The sequence below is a fragment of the Vreelandella venusta genome, from assembly GCF_007989605.1.
GTDB classification, from domain to species: Bacteria; Pseudomonadota; Gammaproteobacteria; order Pseudomonadales; family Halomonadaceae; genus Vreelandella; species Vreelandella venusta.
The window spans coordinates 191,921-209,811 of record NZ_BJUL01000009.1; the positions used below are offsets into that span (position 1 = coordinate 191,921).

Annotated in this window: 15 protein-coding genes; 10 read left to right on the top strand and 5 right to left on the bottom strand. The window is 53.8% G+C overall.

Annotated elements, in window-relative coordinates:
* The first annotated feature begins 126 nt into the window (after nucleotides 1-126).
* Nucleotides 127-921, top strand: coding sequence for an IclR family transcriptional regulator domain-containing protein (locus HVE01_RS12475; protein ID WP_089040521.1), 795 nt, complete (start codon nucleotides 127-129; stop codon nucleotides 919-921).
* Between the two features lie 178 nt (nucleotides 922-1,099).
* On the opposite strand, the gene HVE01_RS12480 is transcribed toward HVE01_RS12475, so the two are convergent.
* The 3 genes from HVE01_RS12480 to HVE01_RS12490 form a co-directional block, all read right to left on the bottom strand.
* Nucleotides 1,100-2,428, bottom strand: coding sequence for an MATE family efflux transporter (locus HVE01_RS12480; protein WP_146944472.1), 1,329 nt, complete (start codon nucleotides 2,426-2,428; stop codon nucleotides 1,100-1,102).
* Complete coding sequence (locus HVE01_RS12485; RefSeq protein WP_213017536.1) at nucleotides 2,425-2,898, bottom strand: MarR family winged helix-turn-helix transcriptional regulator; 474 nt, start codon at nucleotides 2,896-2,898, stop codon at nucleotides 2,425-2,427. Before HVE01_RS12485 ends, HVE01_RS12480 begins: the two co-directional genes overlap by 4 nt.
* A gap of 551 nt (nucleotides 2,899-3,449) precedes the next feature.
* Nucleotides 3,450-4,358 carry a LysR family transcriptional regulator gene (locus tag HVE01_RS12490; protein WP_146944509.1) on the bottom strand — a complete coding sequence of 303 codons (909 nt, stop codon included), beginning with the start codon at nucleotides 4,356-4,358 and terminating at the stop codon, nucleotides 3,450-3,452.
* Nucleotides 4,359-4,454: 96 nt separating this feature from the next.
* Between HVE01_RS12490 and HVE01_RS12495 the strand changes: the two genes are divergently transcribed.
* Nucleotides 4,455-5,378 carry a carbon-nitrogen hydrolase family protein gene (locus HVE01_RS12495; protein ID WP_146944476.1) on the top strand — a complete coding sequence of 308 codons (924 nt, stop codon included), beginning with the start codon at nucleotides 4,455-4,457 and terminating at the stop codon, nucleotides 5,376-5,378.
* A gap of 204 nt (nucleotides 5,379-5,582) precedes the next feature.
* Here HVE01_RS12495 and ccoG read toward each other — a convergent pair whose 3' ends face one another.
* Complete coding sequence (ccoG, locus tag HVE01_RS12500) at nucleotides 5,583-7,046, bottom strand: cytochrome c oxidase accessory protein CcoG (protein ID WP_146944478.1); 1,464 nt, start codon at nucleotides 7,044-7,046, stop codon at nucleotides 5,583-5,585.
* Between the two features lie 308 nt (nucleotides 7,047-7,354).
* Here ccoG and mapR point away from each other — a divergent pair, with 308 nt between their 5' ends.
* From mapR to gltS, 7 genes are all read left to right on the top strand, one after another.
* Nucleotides 7,355-8,764: a GntR family transcriptional regulator MpaR gene (gene mapR, locus HVE01_RS12505; protein WP_038486353.1), complete on the top strand. Its 1,410-nt coding sequence runs from the start codon at nucleotides 7,355-7,357 to the stop codon at nucleotides 8,762-8,764.
* Between the two features lie 202 nt (nucleotides 8,765-8,966).
* Nucleotides 8,967-10,376, top strand: a complete 1,410-nt coding sequence (locus HVE01_RS12510; RefSeq protein WP_146944480.1) for a cytochrome ubiquinol oxidase subunit I — start codon at nucleotides 8,967-8,969, stop codon at nucleotides 10,374-10,376.
* Nucleotides 10,377-10,393: 17 nt separating this feature from the next.
* Nucleotides 10,394-11,401: a cytochrome d ubiquinol oxidase subunit II gene (gene cydB, locus HVE01_RS12515; protein ID WP_146944482.1), complete on the top strand. Its 1,008-nt coding sequence runs from the start codon at nucleotides 10,394-10,396 to the stop codon at nucleotides 11,399-11,401.
* 54 nt (nucleotides 11,402-11,455) lie between these two features.
* The gene (locus HVE01_RS12520; protein ID WP_089040505.1) at nucleotides 11,456-11,578 is read left to right on the top strand and encodes a DUF2474 family protein; all 123 of its coding nucleotides are present in this window, start codon (nucleotides 11,456-11,458) and stop codon (nucleotides 11,576-11,578) included.
* 282 nt (nucleotides 11,579-11,860) lie between these two features.
* On the top strand, nucleotides 11,861-12,571 hold the full coding sequence (locus tag HVE01_RS12525) for an IclR family transcriptional regulator (RefSeq protein WP_146944484.1): 711 nt from the start codon (nucleotides 11,861-11,863) through the stop codon (nucleotides 12,569-12,571).
* A complete protein-coding gene (gene hutG / locus HVE01_RS12530; protein WP_244973757.1) occupies nucleotides 12,568-13,518 on the top strand; it encodes a formimidoylglutamase in 951 nt (316 codons plus the stop codon). Before HVE01_RS12525 ends, hutG begins: the two co-directional genes overlap by 4 nt.
* Nucleotides 13,519-13,596: 78 nt before the next feature.
* Nucleotides 13,597-14,802, top strand: coding sequence for a sodium/glutamate symporter (gltS, locus tag HVE01_RS12535; RefSeq protein WP_146944486.1), 1,206 nt, complete (start codon nucleotides 13,597-13,599; stop codon nucleotides 14,800-14,802).
* A 196-nt stretch (nucleotides 14,803-14,998) separates the two neighbouring features.
* Here gltS and HVE01_RS12540 read toward each other — a convergent pair whose 3' ends face one another.
* The gene (locus HVE01_RS12540; protein ID WP_146944488.1) at nucleotides 14,999-16,315 is read right to left on the bottom strand and encodes an MFS transporter; all 1,317 of its coding nucleotides are present in this window, start codon (nucleotides 16,313-16,315) and stop codon (nucleotides 14,999-15,001) included.
* A 362-nt stretch (nucleotides 16,316-16,677) separates the two neighbouring features.
* On the opposite strand from HVE01_RS12540, the gene HVE01_RS12545 reads away from it, so the two are divergent.
* Nucleotides 16,678-17,832 carry a M20 metallopeptidase family protein gene (locus tag HVE01_RS12545; RefSeq protein WP_125752282.1) on the top strand — a complete coding sequence of 385 codons (1,155 nt, stop codon included), beginning with the start codon at nucleotides 16,678-16,680 and terminating at the stop codon, nucleotides 17,830-17,832.
* Nucleotides 17,833-17,891: the final 59 nt, after the last annotated feature.

A 17,891-nucleotide genomic window follows, 5' to 3' on the forward strand; every position in this document is an offset into this window, starting at 1 on the left:
TAGGTCTTTAAGAAGCCCCCGTAAGTTAACTCCAATTCTCCACAAAGAAACGTCTCTTGTTGTTCGCCATTCGAACAAAATGTTATTTTCTCGCTTCGTATCCACATCGACGCAGCCGAGACACTCATGAGTAATGCCCTACCAGAAGATGCTTTAAAACCGACGGATCGTGATTTTGTGGCCGCGCTGGCCAGCGGGCTGGAAGTCGTGATGGCGTTTGATGAGACGCACACGCGGATGACGCTCAGCGAAGTCGCCGAGCGCACAGGCATGAACCGCGCGAAAGCACGGCGATTTTTACTGACGCTCCACGCCCTTGGCTATGTACGCAAACAGCAACGCTACTTCGAGCTAACCCCCAAAGTACTGCAGCTGGGCTACTCCTATTTAGCGTCTAATAATTACCGAGGCGTCATTCAGCAGTACCTGGAGGATATTACCCGCCAGTGTGGTGAGTCTTCATCGCTTGGAGTGCTCGATGGTGACGACGTTATCTATCTGGCCCGCTCAGCTGCTCCGCACCGCTTAATGGCAATCACGCTTTCCGTCGGCACCCGCCTACCAGCAGCATACACATCCATGGGTCGAGTGCTCCTTGCCCAGTTGCCGGATAGCGAGCTGGATAATTACCTGAGCCAGCTCACCTTAACGCGCTATACCGACAAAACCATTACCGATAGCGCATCACTAAAAGCGGCGATTCAGCAAGCGCGGGAACAGGGTTATGCGATTACCGATCAAGAGTTGGATTCTGGCCTGCGCTCGATTGCTGTCCCCGTGTTTGATACCCATGGGAAACTGGTCGGCGCGATGAATATCAGTACCAATGCCGCCCGCGTGGATATGCCTACGTTGCTCGAAACTTACCGGCCGTTATTGATGGAAAAAGCTCAGCTCATTCGCCAATCGGTGAGTGTGTAACCAAAATGAATGCTTAAGATGGTTCAGGCTATGGTCAAACGGCAAGTCCTCGCCTCTGGATTTCTGGGAGGGCTTGCCTATTGCCTGTTGACATCAAAATGGTTGCAGAAGAGCCCAACCGGGGTCAGCGACATCAATATGCTAAACGTCGCTACACACGCTCTCAATTGTGACTCGATCAATCATTACTTAGTCGACGCCACTGCCGCATCACCATGATTAACACCAGCAACGACAACACCACATTGGAAACGGGCACTGCTAACCAGACACCATTAACGCCCAATAACAGTGGCAAAAGAAGCAAGAAAGGCACCTGAATGGCCATATTTCCCAGTGTAATCATTGTCGCTGGGCGTGCTTGGCCTAAAGACTGAAACCAGGTAGCGGTGATCACCAAAAAGCCGTCAAGAAACATAGCAAACATGAAAAGTCGCAGCGCATGGCTGGTGGTTTCAAGTAAAGCCGTGTCTGTTTCGCTAATAAAAAACTGCGCAAAAAAACCCGGAGACCATTGCACTGCCAAAGCAAAACACAGCCCCACCGCCAGCACAATCAAACACGCTAACCGATAAGACGCCTGAATTTTTCGCTTTTGCTCCGCTCCATAATAGAAGCTGGTAATAGGTTGCATACCGCCTGCAACACCTTCAGCTAACAAGTAATAGAACGTCATTAAATAACCGGCGATGCTGAAGGCGGCCACGTGTAACGATGTCCCATGCTGTAACAGCAGCATGTTGTGCAACACGATGGAAACGCTGAGGTATAGATACATCAGCATGCTTGAAAAGCCCGTTTTTAGCAGGTCCCAAGCTTTTTTTCTTTGCCATACTAGCTGTTTCACGGAGATAACCAGCATGCTACGACTGCTAAACAAATAGCCCAAGCACAGCGCAACAGAGAGCAGCTCACCCAGTAAAGTGGCTAAAGCGGCACCTTCCAACCCGTAGCCTAAATAGCCCAAAAACAGCGCATCCAGCGCAATATTACTTACTGCCCCTATCCCCATCGCGAGCGTTGCCAAGCGAGGCGCCCCTGCATTACGCACCAGCAACGGCAACGCGATACTACCTAGTACAATAGGAGTGCCTGCCAGCATCCAATTAAGGTACTGCTGCCCGAAAAGCAGCACTTCTCCCTCTGCCCCCTGAAGCGATAAAAACAGCGGGCTGAAAAAGAACAGTACTACCCCCAGGAGCACACTGAGCCCTAACAGTAAAAACAGTGCTTGAACAAGATATTCTAGAGCTTTGCTTGGCTGCTTTGCACCTAACTGCATGGATGCGTGCGCTCCAGCACCGATGCCAATCATCATCCCAACGGCAAGCAACACGCCTATTAATGGCCAAGCAAGACTAGTAGCGGCTAAGCCGTTGCCGCCGACAAAGTGCCCAACAAAAATACCGTCAACAATTTGATAAGTGCCGCTGACCATCAAAGCCGCGACAGAAGGCAAAGTATAGTGCCAGAAAGCCCTGGTCACAGTAGATTGATGTAAGTTCATAGGTGCTTGTAAGGCTGGCCAGAAGGCTTGGGTGGAGTCAGCGCACCTAAGCTCAGGTTACTGCAGGCTTTGCCCATCAGCACAGTAAACTGCTCAAGCTCCTCCTCAGTCAGTGCCTGCTTAAAGTGTTGCAGCGCTGCCTGATATATTTCAGGCTCTTTATGCTTCAAAGTCAGGGCTTTAGCACTTGGAAGCAAGCGCTGTGCACGGGCATCTTCTGGGCAAGAACGACGCAGCAAGTATCCCCGCTGCTCCAATTTTCTCACCATAGTGCTAGCAGATGCTTTGCTGACATGCATGCACTCAGCCAGCTCAGTCAGACGCATGCCTGTCTCATCCCACGCCAATAGGGTATACAGGTACTGCAACTCACTAGTGCTTAGTTCCAGATGCTCACTATGCTGCGCTTGTTCGCGCCACTGGTTCCAGAGGTGCCATTCAAGCCGCTGCAAGCTTTGCCGTAAATTCATAATGCTTTTGCCTATTCATCTCACCAGCTAATTAGTAAGCCTAACTAACAAAATAAAAAAGTAAAGTGTTTGTTGTCGATAACGAGGCTAATCAAGGCTCACTAGTGATAACAGGGCGTGGCTTTGTGGATAATACTACGGCCGTGTAACCGAGCAGCTTGTATCGCTGCAGATTGCGGCTAGCCCAGCGAGCGAACTCTGAACCCTTCGATATCGCCGTACCAAATGCTAGTTTTGCGTTTTCCATATCAGCATACGCGGGAGGTGAAATAGCAGTATTTTGAAGGCGTAACTGCAAAAACTCCCCTTTGCTCAGCTCACCACAGAGATGTCATTGTACCTGGTCACGAAACTGCGCTACTCGCTCGTTCATCAGAGCACTGTCATGCTAATACATGCTTCCCCTCTTTGTGTGATCTCAGCCATCTCTCATCATTCAGATGAACTCCCGCGATAATGTATTACAATCAGCGCCAGCCAAGCGCTATGACAAGCTCAGTTAACAAGCAAAAAGACATATCAGGTGGACACCCCAGCACAAGTCGCATTGACTAAATAGAATGAAAACACTCCTCTACCAATGGGCGTATTGTCCTTAGTAGCACATCATTCCCATCAGCCGTTCTCCAGCCTAGCTCAACCGAAAAATGGCCCAACGGCAGCGGACAGGGCAGCACCTTCAGTCCTGTCATGGCAGCAATTGAAACGGCCGCGTGCGCCGGTATGGTGGCAATCGCCGACGTTCCTTTCAGTAAGTAGGGCAAGGCAGCAAAATGTGTTGTGGCAGCAACGACACGGCGCGACAGCTCTCTCTCCGCCAATACTTCGTCGACGATACCCACAAAACCACCCGATGACACCAGGATATGCTCAGCGGAAACGAAGCCTTCGATATCTAGCACTGCTGTCGCCCAGTGTTCAGGATCCACTACACAGGCGTAACTTGCCTCACCGAGTAGGCATCGGCTCAAGCCACTTCTTGCCAATCCTCCTGAGCTAATCGCCAAGTCCAAGTTTCGTCCTGCCAGGGCATCAGCGACCACTTGGCTGTGAGCTTGCCGGAAAACCAGGCGTAAGCCGGGCATTGCGTGCGCCGCACGCTCAATCAGACGTGATCCAATAGCGATTTCAAAGTCATCGGAAAGACCAACTGTCACAGACCGACCCTCAAAACTGCGTCCTGATGGCGACACCATGGCAAGGCTTTGGCGGATTTTTTGCAGCGCCTCTGAAACAACGGGCTTCAACTGTTGAGCAAGCAGGGTCGGCGCCAGCCCGCGCCCGGTGCGCAGAAACAACGGATCACCATAAACGTCTCTCAAGCGCTTTAATGCCGCACTCACCGCCGATTGGGTCAACCCTAGCCGCGTTGCTGCGCGACTCGCACCGCCCTCTTCATAGAGTGCTTCAAATACCTTGAGTAAGTTCAGGTCCGTTTTTGCGATATCAACTTTATTCATAACAAACAGAAACAAGCCTATCTTCATTAATATCGCTATAGCTTATAGCATTTTTTGTTATCAACTTTTGACGCGTTTTTTCCAAAGGTACCCAGCATGACGCAAACGACCGTTGCCGCTCTCCAAATCGGCTCACTCCCCTCAGGCAAAGCCGCTACACTCGATCTCATCCTCTCCTATGAGTCTGCCATTATTGAAGCGGGTGCCACCTTAGTGGTGTTGCCCGAAGCCGTACTCGGTGGCTATCCCAAAGGGGAGATTTTCGGCACTCGACTTGGCTACCGGCTGCCCGAGGGCCGTGACGCTTTCGCTGCTTACTTTGCTAACGCAATTGATGTTCCTGGCCCTGAAACAGAAGCTCTTGCTGATCTCTCGGCGCGTACCGGGGCAACCCTCGTGGTAGGCGTTATTGAGCGTGATGGCAGCTCGCTCTACTGCTCAGCGATATTCTTCGACCCTGAACAGGGGCTAATCGGCAAGCATCGCAAGCTGATGCCAACAGGCACAGAACGATTGATTTGGGCTCAAGGCGATGGCTCCACCCTAACCACTGTGAATACCCAGGCAGGGACTGCAGGTGCCGCTATCTGCTGGGAAAACCATATGCCGTTGCTGCGCACCGCTATGTACGCCAAGGGGGTTGAAATATGGTGCGCCCCCACAGTAGATGAACGCGATGTCTGGCAAGCATCCATGCGCCATATCGCCCACGAAGGGCGCTGTTTCGTCGTTAGCGCCTGTCAGATCCAACCCTCTCCCGCCGAGCTTGGCATTGAAGTAGCAGATTGGGACAGCAATCGCCCGCTGATTCGCGGCGGCAGTCTGATCGTTGGCCCGTTAGGAGACGTGCTTGCAGGACCGATGCGCGAACAGGCAGGCTTGCTAACAGCGCAGGTAGATACCGCCCAACTCGTTCAGGCACGCTATGACTTTGATGTTGTTGGGCATTACTCCCGCCCTGATGTATTCGAGCTAACCGTCGATGAGCGGCCAAAGCAGGGGGTCGTCTTTAATTGCTAACGGTCTGTGCCACTGGCAGATGTTACGTGGGTAAGATGAACTGCATCTATCCCAGGTAGCGTTAGCCATTAAACGCACCGCCAGGACATATGCGTAGTGACGCTCAGCAACTGACTGCCTAGTAATACTTAACAAATAGTTCGCAGAGTAAGTTTTATAGAGTTCTGAGTAAGTAGTCACTCAGAACTCTATGCATTTTAATTACTATTTGCTCGACGGCCCCAGGAAACGCGTTTCACTCACACGCGTTACCGATGGCTCTTCCAGCGATGTAAAGCGCAGCTCAATGGGGTGGCTGGGGTGAGTCAAAACACTCTCATCGGCGCTGAGAGCAACCCGTAAGCGACGAGTCTCGTTAGCCTCTACGTCAATGGTTTCCATGCCTTGTAAGCGCAGCCCTGGCAAGCCGGATGCCGTCAACACATAGCGGTGAGGATCGGTATCTTGATTGCGCAGCGTTACGTTGTAGTAGTTGACGATGCGTCCACTTTCGGTGCCTTTAAACAACGCTTGGCGATCTCGCGCAATATCAACATCAATGGGTACTCGAGTATTCAAGAAGCCAACAAGTAGCGCCACCATAGAGAGCAACGCCACAGCATAGGCGATCAGTTGAGGGCGCCAGAAACGGGTGCCTTTCCCCTCCAGCGCGCGCTCCGTGGTATAGCGTACGAGGCCAAGCGGTTTATTAAGCCGGGCCATGACGCTGTCACAAGCATCAATACACGCGGCACAGCCAATGCACTCGTACTGCAGTCCATCACGAATATCGATACCTGTTGGGCATACCTGAACACACAGCTCACAATCGATGCAGTCACCAACACTGGATGCCTTAGCAGCTTTTTGATGATGGTTACGGCGAGGCTCACCACGCGCAGCATCATAAGAAACAATCAGTGTATTAGCGTCGAACATTGCCGACTGAAAACGCGAGTAAGGACACATATGGAGGCATACTTGGTGGCGTAGCCAACCCGCATTCAGGTACGTAAAAACCGCGAAGAAGCCAATCCAAAATAGCGCCCAGGGGTGCGCATTCAAGCTGACAAAGTCCACCACTAACGCTCTAATCGGCGTGAAGTAGCCGACAAAGGCTATCCCCGTTGCCAGCGCGATTAGCAGCCAAGCCGCATGTTTAGCGGTTTTGCGCCACAGCGTGTCAAAAGTGCGTGATGCGTTATCACGACGTATGCGACGGTGCCGAGGTCCTTCCAAGCGATGCTCAAACCAGATAAACAGCAAAGTCCAAACGCTTTGCGGGCAGCTATAGCCACACCACACGCGCCCCGCCGCCACCGTAATTAAAAATAGGCCGAATGCGCACAGCACCAAGATCCAGGTGAGCAAGATAAAGTCTTGTGGATAAAACGTCGCCGCAAAAATATGGAACTCTTGGGCAGCAAGATCAAACCATACCAGCGGCCGGTCCCCCCAATTAATCCATGGCAAGCCAAAATACAGCGCCATTAACAACCAGTTTGAGTAACGCCGGATGCGTTGAAAGAAACCGCCAATTTCTCGCACATAAATATGCCCAAGCTTGGATGGCTTACTATTGGGTGGCTTGTTACTAGCAGGCTGGTGACGGGAATCATTATCAGAAGGCGAGTGGTATTCAACCGCTGCCTCAGTGGTTAGATTTTGCAGTGGAATGCGTTGCGTCATACCGATATCCAGAAAAGAGGGGTGGAGGTCATACGGTCGAGGGGCGTCGCCGATTATTAACCACTACTATCCCCACTATACTGACTAGCAAACAGGCGCAGTTTTAGAGAAATATTGCATATCAGTTGCGTCGAAAAAGTTTATTAACTCACCTTCTGATATGCTTTTTATTAATCGATTTGATCCTGTTTTAAATTTCCCACATGCATCACAGTGGCATTTCCCTAAAGCAGAGAGTTTCACTTGTGCCACTTAAAACTGTGATGGAGTATCCTGGGGCTATCCTCAACGCACCGACGGTTTATCCCATGAAACGTTACGAACAATTTGCCGATGAGATCGCCACGTTGATTCGTCAGGGCGTGCTTGGCCCTGGGGAGCGAATTCCGTCGGTTCGCCAGGCCAGTCGTCACCATGGGATCAGCCCATCCACAGTGTTTCAGGCGTACTACCTACTCGAAAACCGTGGTCTCATCACCGCACGAGCACGCTCAGGCTATTTTGTGCGTGAACATGCTCGGCGCTTGCTGGGTGAGCCACGTGTGACGCTGCAGCCCACCGACCCCGCGGAAGTAGAAGTCAGTGAGCTAGTGTTCTCGGTGCTCGATTCACTACAAGATGATCGAACGGTGCCTTTTGGGTCGGCCTTCCCAAGCCCTGAACTTTTTCCACTTTCGCGGCTGAGCACTAGCATGACACGTGGCCTGCGCGAGCTTTCTCCTCAGCAGGTCGTCGCCGACATGACCACCGGACATGTCGACCTGTGCCGACAAATCGCCCTGCGCTACATGCTGGGGGGAATCCAGCTTCCAATGGAAGAGCTGGTGATTACCAATGGTGCGATGGAAGCGCTCAACTTAGCCCTGCAGTGCGTGACCCAACCTGGCGATTTGGTTGCCGTCGAGTCCCCAGCGTTTTATGCCAGCTTGCAAGTATTGGAGCGGCTAAAACTGCGTGCAGTGGAGATTCCAGTGCATCCGCGCGAGGGTATCGACCTTGATGTGTTAGCGGAGCGGCTAGCATCGTTACCTATCAAAGCCTGCTGGTTTATGAGTCATCTGCAAAACCCGCTCGGCGCCAGCCTAAGCAATGAGCGTAAGCAGACCCTTTACCAGCTATTAAAGCAGCACCAAGTCCCTATGCTAGAGGATGACGTGTATGCCGAGCTTTACTTTGGCAGCACGCCACCTGCCCCAGTGAAGGCGTTTGATGATGAGGGGTTAGTGATTCACTGCAGCTCTTTCTCGAAATGCTTGGCGCCTGGCTATCGCGTTGGCTGGGTAGCCGGGGGGCGTTACGCCGAAGCTATTTCACGACTGAAGTTAATGACGACTATTTCGCCTTCCATTCCCGCACAGGCAGCCATTGCCGACTATTTACAGCACGGCGGCTATGACCGTCACTTACGTAAGCTCCGCCACGCTCTAGAAGCCCAACAAGGTAGTATGCTGGCGTCTGCAGACCGCTACTTTCCCACCCAAACGCGTATTACCCGCCCTGATGGCGGCTACTTTTTATGGGTAGAGTTTCCTGAAAAAGTTGACTCACTACGCTTATTTAACATGGCGCTCGACCACGGTGTTAGCTTAGCACCAGGCCCCATTTTTTCTGCAACCCAGCAGTTCCGACACTGTGTACGCTTAAGCTATGGCCACCCGTGGACAGCACGCAGCGAGCGGGGCATGGAAACTCTGGGGCAGTTATTAACTCTGTTTTAACAACGCGGTTCTAGCAGCCCTTCGCCACCTCGTTGCTGTTATGTTGCTTACCTTCCAACACCTCTCAACTGATATGGTTTTTTAATAAAAATCTGAGTCTGTTATGAAATACAGCAGACAATAGACTACTCCGATGAAGCCACACAGCGGCTATACCGGCCCACTTGAGTTAAAGAGGGTGGCTGTCACCGGAGGAAGCACCATGTTCGGAATTGAGGCCGTTGACCTGGCCAGAATTCAGTTTGCCTTTACGATTTCCTTTCATATTATCTTTCCCGCCATCACCATCGGGCTAGCCAGCTACTTAGCGGTATTAGAGGGTCTCTGGCTTAAAACCCAACGGGATACCTATCGCCTTCTTTACCATTTCTGGTCAAAAATATTCGCCGTTAATTTTGCGATGGGTGTGGTATCCGGCATTGTGATGGCGTACCAGTTTGGGACCCACTGGAGCGGCTTTTCCGCCTTTGCAGGCAGTATCACAGGGCCCTTGCTCACCTATGAAGTGCTTACCGCCTTCTTCCTTGAAGCCGGGTTTTTAGGCGTAATGCTATTTGGCTGGGAACGTGTCGGCCGAGGCTTACACTTTTTCGCTACCTGTATGGTTGCACTCGGCACCATCGTATCGATGTTTTGGATTCTCTCCTCCAACAGCTGGATGCAGACTCCTCAAGGGCACGAAATTGTTAATGGCGCGGTGATTCCAGTTGACTGGATGAAGATTGTCTTTAACCCCTCGTTCCCCTATCGACTTGCCCATATGGCCCTAGCCGCCTTTTTGAGTACAGCCTTATTCGTCGCCGCCTCTGGCGCTTGGCTGCTGCTACGTGGCAAGCAGTCCGCCGAGGTGCGCACTATGCTCTCCATGGCGCTGATTATGCTGGCGATCACCGCTCCGCTTCAGGCCGTGGTGGGCGACTTTCATGGCCTCAATACGCTTAAGCACCAGCCTGCCAAAATCGCCGCCATCGAAGGGCATTGGGATAACAGCAGCGGAGAGCCCACCCCACTCATTCTATTCGGCTGGCCCGATATGGCGCGCGAAGAAACCCGCTTCAAGCTGGAGATCCCCGTGCTGGGGAGCCTGCTGTTAAAACATAGTTTGACCGAGCAGGTGCCCGCCCTTAAAGAGTTCGCCCCACAAGACAGACCCAATTCGACCATCGTGTTTTGGAGCTTTCGCTTGATGGTGGGGCTGGGGGTGTTAATGATTTTGCTTGCCATCGTGGGCAACATCCTGCGCCTCAAAGGTCAACTTTATGGCTCCCATAAATTTCTTATCTGCACCCTATGCATGGGGCCAGCAGGTCTGGTGGCACTGCTAGCGGGCTGGTTTACCACAGAAGTAGGCCGACAACCCTGGGTAGTTTACGGGTTATTAAGAACCACCGATGCAGCATCAGCGCACAGTGCTGTTCACCTCAGCATTAGCTTAACTATTTTTGTGGTGGTGTATCTGGCGGTTTTTGGCACCGGCGTTGTGTACATGATGCACTTGGTAAACAAAGGCCCAAGCGAGCCCTCCACACCTACGCTAGGCGGCCCGGGCCATCATCGCACGCCAGCTCGCCCTCTCTCGGCGGCCAATGAAACGCTGAGCACAACTCACTAATTAGAACGGGGTGCACTATGGGAATTGATCTATCACTCGCCTGGGCCATTATCATTCTGTTTGGGTTGATGATGTATGTAGTCATGGATGGGTTTGACTTGGGCATTGGCTTGCTCTTTCTGCATGTTCATAACGAGCAAGACCGAGACATTATGATGAACACCGTTGCGCCGGTGTGGGACGGTAACGAAACGTGGTTGGTGCTAGGCGGAGCAGGGTTGTTTGCTGCGTTCCCCCTCGCCTACGCAGTCGTGTTGGAAGCGCTGGCTATTCCGCTGATCGTGATGCTGCTAGGGCTGATTTTTCGCGGCGTCGCCTTTGAGTTTCGCTTCAAGGCCTCCCCCGAGCGACGGCATGTATGGGATAAAGCTTTCATTGGCGGCTCGCTGCTGGCAACGGCAGCCCAGGGCATTGCATTGGGTGCTTATATTCAAGGTATCGCTTTCGACGGCACTCACTACAGCGGAGGAGCGCTGGATTGGCTAACGCCATTCTCGCTATTTTGCGGTATCGGCTTGCTGTTTGCTTATGCTCTGCTTGGCAGCACTTGGCTGATTATGAAAACTGAAGGGCTCTTGCAACAACGGATGTACCAGATCACCAAACCGTTAATCATCGGGCTACTCATTATGATCGCCCTGATAAGCGTATGGACACCGCTGGCCTATCCAAACATTGCGTCACGCTGGTTTTCGTTACCCAACCTACTGTGGTTCTTACCGGTGCCGCTATTAGTAGCTATCACCGGCTGGTGGCTGTGGCGTGCCATTACTTATCAGCGCAACGCGCTTCCCTTTATTTTGGTACTGGGGCTGGTTTTTCTAGGCTATAGCGGTTTGGGCATTAGCTTGTGGCCAACCATTATTCCGCCGAATGCATCTATCTGGCAGGTTGCCGCTCCGCCCCAAAGTCAAGGCTTTGCCTTAGTGGGAACACTGTTTATTTTACCAATTATTTTGATGTACACCGCATGGAGCTACTACGTCTTCCGCGGCAAGGTGAAGCCGGGTGATGCCTACCATTGAACAAGCTGATGTTGATCAACGTACTGGTATTAAGGAACGTACAGGAGCAATGCAATGAAATCACTCGCTAAGCGTTTAGGCTGGTTAATGACCCTTTGGTTGTCGAGTGTTGGTGTTCTGTTACTGCTTTCACTGGGAATTAAGCTCATGATGGGGCTAGTGGGCTTAACCAGCTAAACGACTGACTTTGTCTGGTCAACGTATTAGGCATGGGGTCATAGGTTATGAATGCTCTATGGCAACGTGCCTGCCACTGAACAATATTCACCGCTGTACAAAATCCGACGTTGTTGATGCCGCCGAAAAATCGCGCAGCTCCCTTACTCTTTCACGCCTCCAACTCCCCACTCGCCTTCATCAAGACCAAAGTATAAGAATTACAATTATCAAAAATTGATAACTTTTTTTTCCTTTGCTTATTTTACTGCGTATCGTTTATCAAAATTTGAGGTAATTTCGATGGGGCCATCCGACCGCATGCTGGCGCTGCTGTGCTGCCTAGCCAATCAAGGAGAAGCAATGACGGTGAAGTCGCTGGCCGAGCTAACCGCTCAGCCAGTCTCGACTGCATACCGCCACCTGCGCCAACTTTTGGCCTGGGGCCTAGTCAGCGAGCGCGAGGGTGGCACCTATGCGCCAGGCCCTCAGGCGGTGCGTCTGCACCAAGGTTTCGAACACCACAACGAACTGCTTCGCTGGGCTCGCCCGGTGCTGATCGAGTTGACTGAGACCACCCAGGAGAGCTCAGCGCTGCTGATAGCAGTACGTGACCACGCCCTCTGCGTAGAGATGATCGATAGCCCACAGCCGCTGCGCTGCTGCTACCACCGGGGCCAAGTGCAACCGTTACTCAAGGGTGCCAGCGCTCGGGCGCTGTTGGCCTGGATGAGCGAAGAAGAGCGTCAAATGGCACTGATGCTTCGCTCGGCGGCGGAGCGGGACGATGCCCTGATCGGCCTTGAGGCTATTCGCCAGCAGGGCGTAGCGATCAGTCTGGGCGAAATAGATCAAGGGGTGTGGGGCGCCAGCGCGCCAGTGTTCAACGGCCGCAGTCGCCTTAAGGCTGTGATCAGTGTGATGGCCCCCAGCGCCCGGGCTCAAGACCGAGCCGAGGCCCTGAGCGAGGCCACGCGCCTCAGTGCACAACGATTAGGAGAACTCCTGCAGTGACACAAGCAGATAATGAGGCGGCGCTGATGGCGCCCTGGCAAGGCCGGGTCGATAACACGGAGACAGGTGACGCACGGCGCTGGCATCAGGTGATGCGTCCGGTTTCTCAGGCCAAGGCGCCGGGGCGCGCTTTGTTAGGTTTTTGCTCTGATGCCGGCGTCGCCCGCAACCAAGGACGGACGGGGGCCAGTGAAGGCCCCCTGGCGCTGCGTCGCCAGCTAGCTAACCAGGCGTATCACCTAACGGCACCGCTGTATGATGCCGGCGATGTGGTCTGCCAAGGCGACAACCTAGAGAGCGCCCAGCAAGCCTTCGCCGGGCAGGTGTCCGAACTGCTCGAACAGGGGCATCGGGTTATCGGCTTAGGCGGCGGCCACGAGATCGCCTTCGCTAGCTTTTCGGGGCTGCTGGCTCACGCCCAACGTCAGGCGACAATGCCGCGCCTAGGCATTCTCAACCTGGATGCCCATCTTGACCTACGCCAGGCCGAGCGCGCCAGCTCCGGCACGCCCTTTCGGCAGTGCGCCGAGCTGTGCCAAGAGGCGGGCATCGACTTCCACTACACCTGCCTTGGCGTGAGTCGTGGCGGCAATACACCAGCGCTTTTCGCCCGCGCCGAGTCGCTGGGAGTGGAGTGGGTGCTCGACGAGCAGTGTCGCTCGCTGGAGAGCCCCGCGCTAAAAGCAGCTCTGGAGCGGCTGCTGGCACGGGTTGACTGGCTCTACCTCACTATCTGCTTAGACGCCCTACCCGCCTGGATTGCCCCGGGTGTCAGCGCGCCTTCCGCCCGGGGCATCGAGCTGTCCCTGGTTGAGGATGTTATTGATCACCTAGCCGCACGCGTTGCGCTGCCAGTGGTAGACGTCGCCGAGTTCAATCCAAGCCTGGATATAGACGCGCGAACGGCCCGTGTGGCGGCCCGTCTGGTCGAGCGCCTGGCACGCTAGCCAACGATTAACCGGTCATCAACGGCCACCCCTATCCGGCCGCCCTGAGCGGCACATAACAACTCATGGAGCATCAACATGCACTTTACTCTGGATGCCGTGTCCACCACGGCACTGGCGCTGATATTGCTTGCATTTGGCGCCGGACTTAAGCGCCGGCTCAACTGGCTGGAACACTTCTGCGTCCCCACCCCAGTGATCGGCGGTTTCGGCTTCGCTCTGCTGGCTTGGCTGCTGCGCGATCTTGGCTTGGTTACCTTCGAACTTAACACAGCGATGCAGAGCCCATTGATGATCGCCTTCTTCACCACCGTCGGCCTGGGCGGAAGCCTGGCGCTGCTCAAAAAAGGTGGCAAGGCGCTGGGTATCTATCTAGTGGCCTGCTGGCTGTTGGCGCTGATGCAGAACGGCGTGGGCATTGGCATGGCCAGCCTGCTAGGCCTCGACCCGCTGATCGGCCTAATGGCCGGAGCCACCTCTTTAGAGGGTGGCTTCGGCGCAGCAGCGGCCTTTGGCCCCGAGGCAGAAGCCCTAGGCGCCCAGGGCGCCACTACTGCCGCTATTGCCTCTGCCACCTTCGGCATGATTGTCGGCGGTGTGATCGGCGCGCCCATCGCCCGTTGGATCATCGACCGTCGGCAGATCCCGGTTGTCGCCGAAGACGTGCATGACCTGGAGAGACTGCAAGCCGAGGAGCGCCCCACTCAAGCGCCCATCGACAGCCGCACCCTGCTGCGCGTGCTGGCCGTCATAGTACCGATCATGGTGCTGGGCGTGTGGTTCAAAGAGGCTCTGTCGACCCATCTGGGGATCATCCTACCGAGCTATGTGGGCGCCATGTTTGTCGCCATCCTGCTACGCAATCTTAATGATCGCTTCGACTGGGTCAGCATGCCGGACAACGCCCTCGCCACTCTGGGCGACGTGGCCTTGGGTGTGTTCCTGACCATGGCAATGATGAATCTCAAGATCTGGCAGCTCCAGGAGATGGGCGGCTCACTACTGTTGATCCTGCTGGTGCAAACCCTGGCCATCGTCTTACTGGCCGTGGTGGTGATGTTCCGTCTGCTAGGCCGTAACTACGACGCCGCAGTGCTTACCGCGGGCTTTATTGGCCACGGCCTAGGCGCGACGCCCAATGCGGTGGCAAATATGAGTGCGGTGTGCGAGCACTATCGCGTGGTGTCGCATAAGGCCTTCATCATCGTCCCGCTGTGCGGCGCCGTGCTGATCGATATTGTCGCCATCCCCGCCATTACTTGGTGCCTGAACGCCTTCGCCTGATCGCTGTTCGTCCGACAACGCTAGCCTCTGAGTTCAGCTGGCGTTGTCGTTTTTTATCGCCGATGCCGCTAGTTGTCCGTTGCCTGTAGCCGCCCCGGTGCTACCGGTGATGGCAAACCCTCGCGGCAAATTGCGCCCCCCTGGCATCTCCAACGTCTCGCTAGCGTTCGACCGTATAACGCCAAACAGCAGCGCATTAGGACACGTTATCCTCTTTAATAACGGGCTCTTCAAAGGGTTCGCCATTCTCGTCCAGCAGCTGATGGTCGTACGCCGCCTGGAGACCCGTTTCTTCAGCAGCGGGCAGCTCTTCTTGCAGTGGTTCTTCTTCCACGGATTCTTCCACCAAGTCTGCCCAGTAATCAATGTGGCCGGGATAAGCTGGCGATATAATCGCCACCACAATGCCGACAACCGAAAATAGCGAAAATGCATAGGCATACCCAAAACCGTCCACCAGCATACCAACAACCGGCGACCCTACTGCCTGCCCAAGCGCACAGGCCATAAAAGGTAAGACGGGCCCCATGGAAAGCCGCCCCGGCAATAGCCGAATGCCCGTCATCAGATACAGTCCCGTTAAGCTCATGTAAGCAAGTCCAAATACCATGGCGGAAAATATCGCCAATGCTAACTGGCTGGGACTGGCAGCAAGCAACGCCAAGCTTGAAGACAGCATCATTAGCATTAATGCCTGCGTAATAGGAGGGTTATTACGGTCAGCCAAATCACTCACTACGGCGCCTCCAAGCCCAGCAATTCCTACGGCAAACCAAAGCCAACCGACTTGATGAGCAGGCAATCCGCCAAGGGTAACGGCCAAATCAGGCGCAAAAAGCCAGAACGGCGAAGACACAAACCCCATCGCGAAAGCAAAGAGCGATAGCCGGGTAAGGCGCGACCACTGTAGCCGCGTGATTGGCGGTGGCGGTGCCGCATTGGCTGGCACAACCCGAGAGACCGAAGGAATAAAGTACCAGGCAGCAATCACCCCTAAACCCGCCAAAACAGCAAAGCTTGTGTAGGTAAAGCGCCACGCATCGGCCAGGAACACGACCGTCGGCACTGCTACGATAATGCCAATACTGGTGCCAGCATTCATGATAGAACTAACGCGGCCATGCATTGTTCGGCTCACCAATGCCTGCATAGCAGCCGTCAGAGCGGGCATCATCAAGCCAGTACAAATGCCGCAGACAAACACGCCTACGCCGAGCGATAAGGCACCAGACGACTGGCTGATAAAGACCAGCCCGGCCACACCGAACCCACCGGATAACACTGCTAAATTACGCGCACCAAGCCGATCGGCTGCAAGCGGTGCAAACAACGTCGCCAAGACAAAACTAATAAACGGCAGTGCCCCGATAATGCCAACCAAGTACGCTGTCAGCTCTAGCTCGGCGCTAATAGAAGGTACAAACAAACCAAACGCAAAGCGCGCAAGTCCATAACTAATCGCGACCAGCGCTGCACCAAATAGGGCAAACCCCATGTTCGACAAGGTCTTCATACCGAGCACTCCACGGCCGTGTGTGTCTTGTGCAACAAGCTGATCTATCAACTGCGCCACCAATAGCCTACTTCGCTGGGTGATTGCAATCTCCTGCTGTGCGGCTGCCGCAAAGAGGTATGATCTAGTCGATATACAGAGTGCTTAAGTTAAAAATAAGCATGAAAGAAGGCGACACTGACAATCTCACCGCCAGCTGCCAAGGGGGTTGATAACATCGTTAAGAAGTCGCTTCGGTTGTATCAACCCATCATCGTTGCTTTGAAAGCAACAAATTCGTCATTAAAACGACTCTTATCTACCCGCCAAGTCGCTTAGCTTAAAAAAGCCAAATAAAGATACCGACAACAGTGGGATAGGAAATGTTTTCAGATAAACAAGTTGGTGAAGCCACCGCTTTGCGGCATCGACTACACCAGCACCCTGAGCTTAAATTTCAAGAAAATAATACTGCCGCACTGGTCGCAGAGCGGCTAAAAGCGCTCGGCTATCACGTGACCGAAGGTATTGCTACTACAGGCGTTATGGCTGAGCTAGCGACCGGTCGCGAAGGCCCAGTGATTGCCTTTCGCGCTGATATGGATGCGTTACCCATCGAGGAAGTCAATACGTTTGAGCATCGCTCCCAACGGCAAGGCTTGATGCATGCCTGTGGTCACGATGGGCATACCGCCACGCTGCTGTTGGCTGCCGAAGCCATCATGGCGCAGCGTGATGAGCTATGTGGCCACATTAAACTGCTATTTCAGCCTGGCGAAGAAGGTGGCAATGGTGCCGACATCATGGTCAAGGCCGGGGTATTGGAAAACCCCAAGGTGGACGCGATATTTGGCTACCACAACCGTCCTGGTTTCCCAACAGGTCAACTGTTTGTTAAACCCGGGCCGGCCATGGGTGGTAACGACACTTATAAAGTCACTATCGAAGGCACTTCTGGCCATGCCGCCATGCCGCACTTGGCGGTAGATCCTATTTATGTCGGGGCGTCACTAATACAGCAGTTGCAAGGGTTAGTGAGCCGCCACAAATCACCGCTGGAAGCAGGCGTCATCACGGTAGCCGCTTTTCATGCTGGCGACGCCGCCAATGTGATTCCTGGCCAAGCCGAACTGTTAGTGAATATCCGCAGCGATCGGCCCTCGTCACGCGATGCGCTCGCAGGCAAGCTTGAGCAGGTAACCGCGGGCGTATGCGCAGCCCACAGTGCGCAGTTTCATCTGGAACACCTCCACCAGGTGCCCCCCCTGGTTAACGACTCTGCGTGGTCAGAACGCGTGCTAACAATTGCCAACAAGCACGCAGTAAGTCACGACATTCAGCAGTTGGACTATATGCCCACCATGGGGGCGGAAGATTTCGCGTTCTACCTACAGGAAGTACCGGGATGCTTCTTTTTTGTCGGTAATGGCGATAGCGCCTATCTGCACAACGAGCACTACGACTTTAACGATGCTGTTCTACCAGTTGCAGGCGGGATGTTTGTGGCGTTAGCAAAAGAGCTGTTATCACGCACTTAATTCTCTGCAGGCCTCTCATTACGATTAAAAAAATAACGTTAAGAAAAAAGGATTAATAC

Coding starts and splice junctions, on each gene's coding strand:
- HVE01_RS12510 (WP_146944480.1), top strand. CDS start 8,967: ATGTTCGGAATTGAGGCCGTTGACCTGGCCAGAATTCAGTTTGCCTTT.
- HVE01_RS12540 (WP_146944488.1), bottom strand. CDS start 16,315: ATGAAGACCTTGTCGAACATGGGGTTTGCCCTATTTGGTGCAGCGCTG.
- mapR (WP_038486353.1), top strand. CDS start 7,355: ATGAAACGTTACGAACAATTTGCCGATGAGATCGCCACGTTGATTCGT.
- gltS (WP_146944486.1), top strand. CDS start 13,597: ATGCACTTTACTCTGGATGCCGTGTCCACCACGGCACTGGCGCTGATA.
- ccoG (WP_146944478.1), bottom strand. CDS start 7,046: ATGACGCAACGCATTCCACTGCAAAATCTAACCACTGAGGCAGCGGTT.
- HVE01_RS12525 (WP_146944484.1), top strand. CDS start 11,861: ATGGGGCCATCCGACCGCATGCTGGCGCTGCTGTGCTGCCTAGCCAAT.
- HVE01_RS12490 (WP_146944509.1), bottom strand. CDS start 4,358: ATGAATAAAGTTGATATCGCAAAAACGGACCTGAACTTACTCAAGGTA.
- HVE01_RS12475 (WP_089040521.1), top strand. CDS start 127: ATGAGTAATGCCCTACCAGAAGATGCTTTAAAACCGACGGATCGTGAT.
- HVE01_RS12495 (WP_146944476.1), top strand. CDS start 4,455: ATGACGCAAACGACCGTTGCCGCTCTCCAAATCGGCTCACTCCCCTCA.
- cydB (WP_146944482.1), top strand. CDS start 10,394: ATGGGAATTGATCTATCACTCGCCTGGGCCATTATCATTCTGTTTGGG.
- HVE01_RS12520 (WP_089040505.1), top strand. CDS start 11,456: ATGAAATCACTCGCTAAGCGTTTAGGCTGGTTAATGACCCTTTGGTTG.
- HVE01_RS12485 (WP_213017536.1), bottom strand. CDS start 2,898: ATGAATTTACGGCAAAGCTTGCAGCGGCTTGAATGGCACCTCTGGAAC.
- HVE01_RS12480 (WP_146944472.1), bottom strand. CDS start 2,428: ATGAACTTACATCAATCTACTGTGACCAGGGCTTTCTGGCACTATACT.
- HVE01_RS12545 (WP_125752282.1), top strand. CDS start 16,678: ATGTTTTCAGATAAACAAGTTGGTGAAGCCACCGCTTTGCGGCATCGA.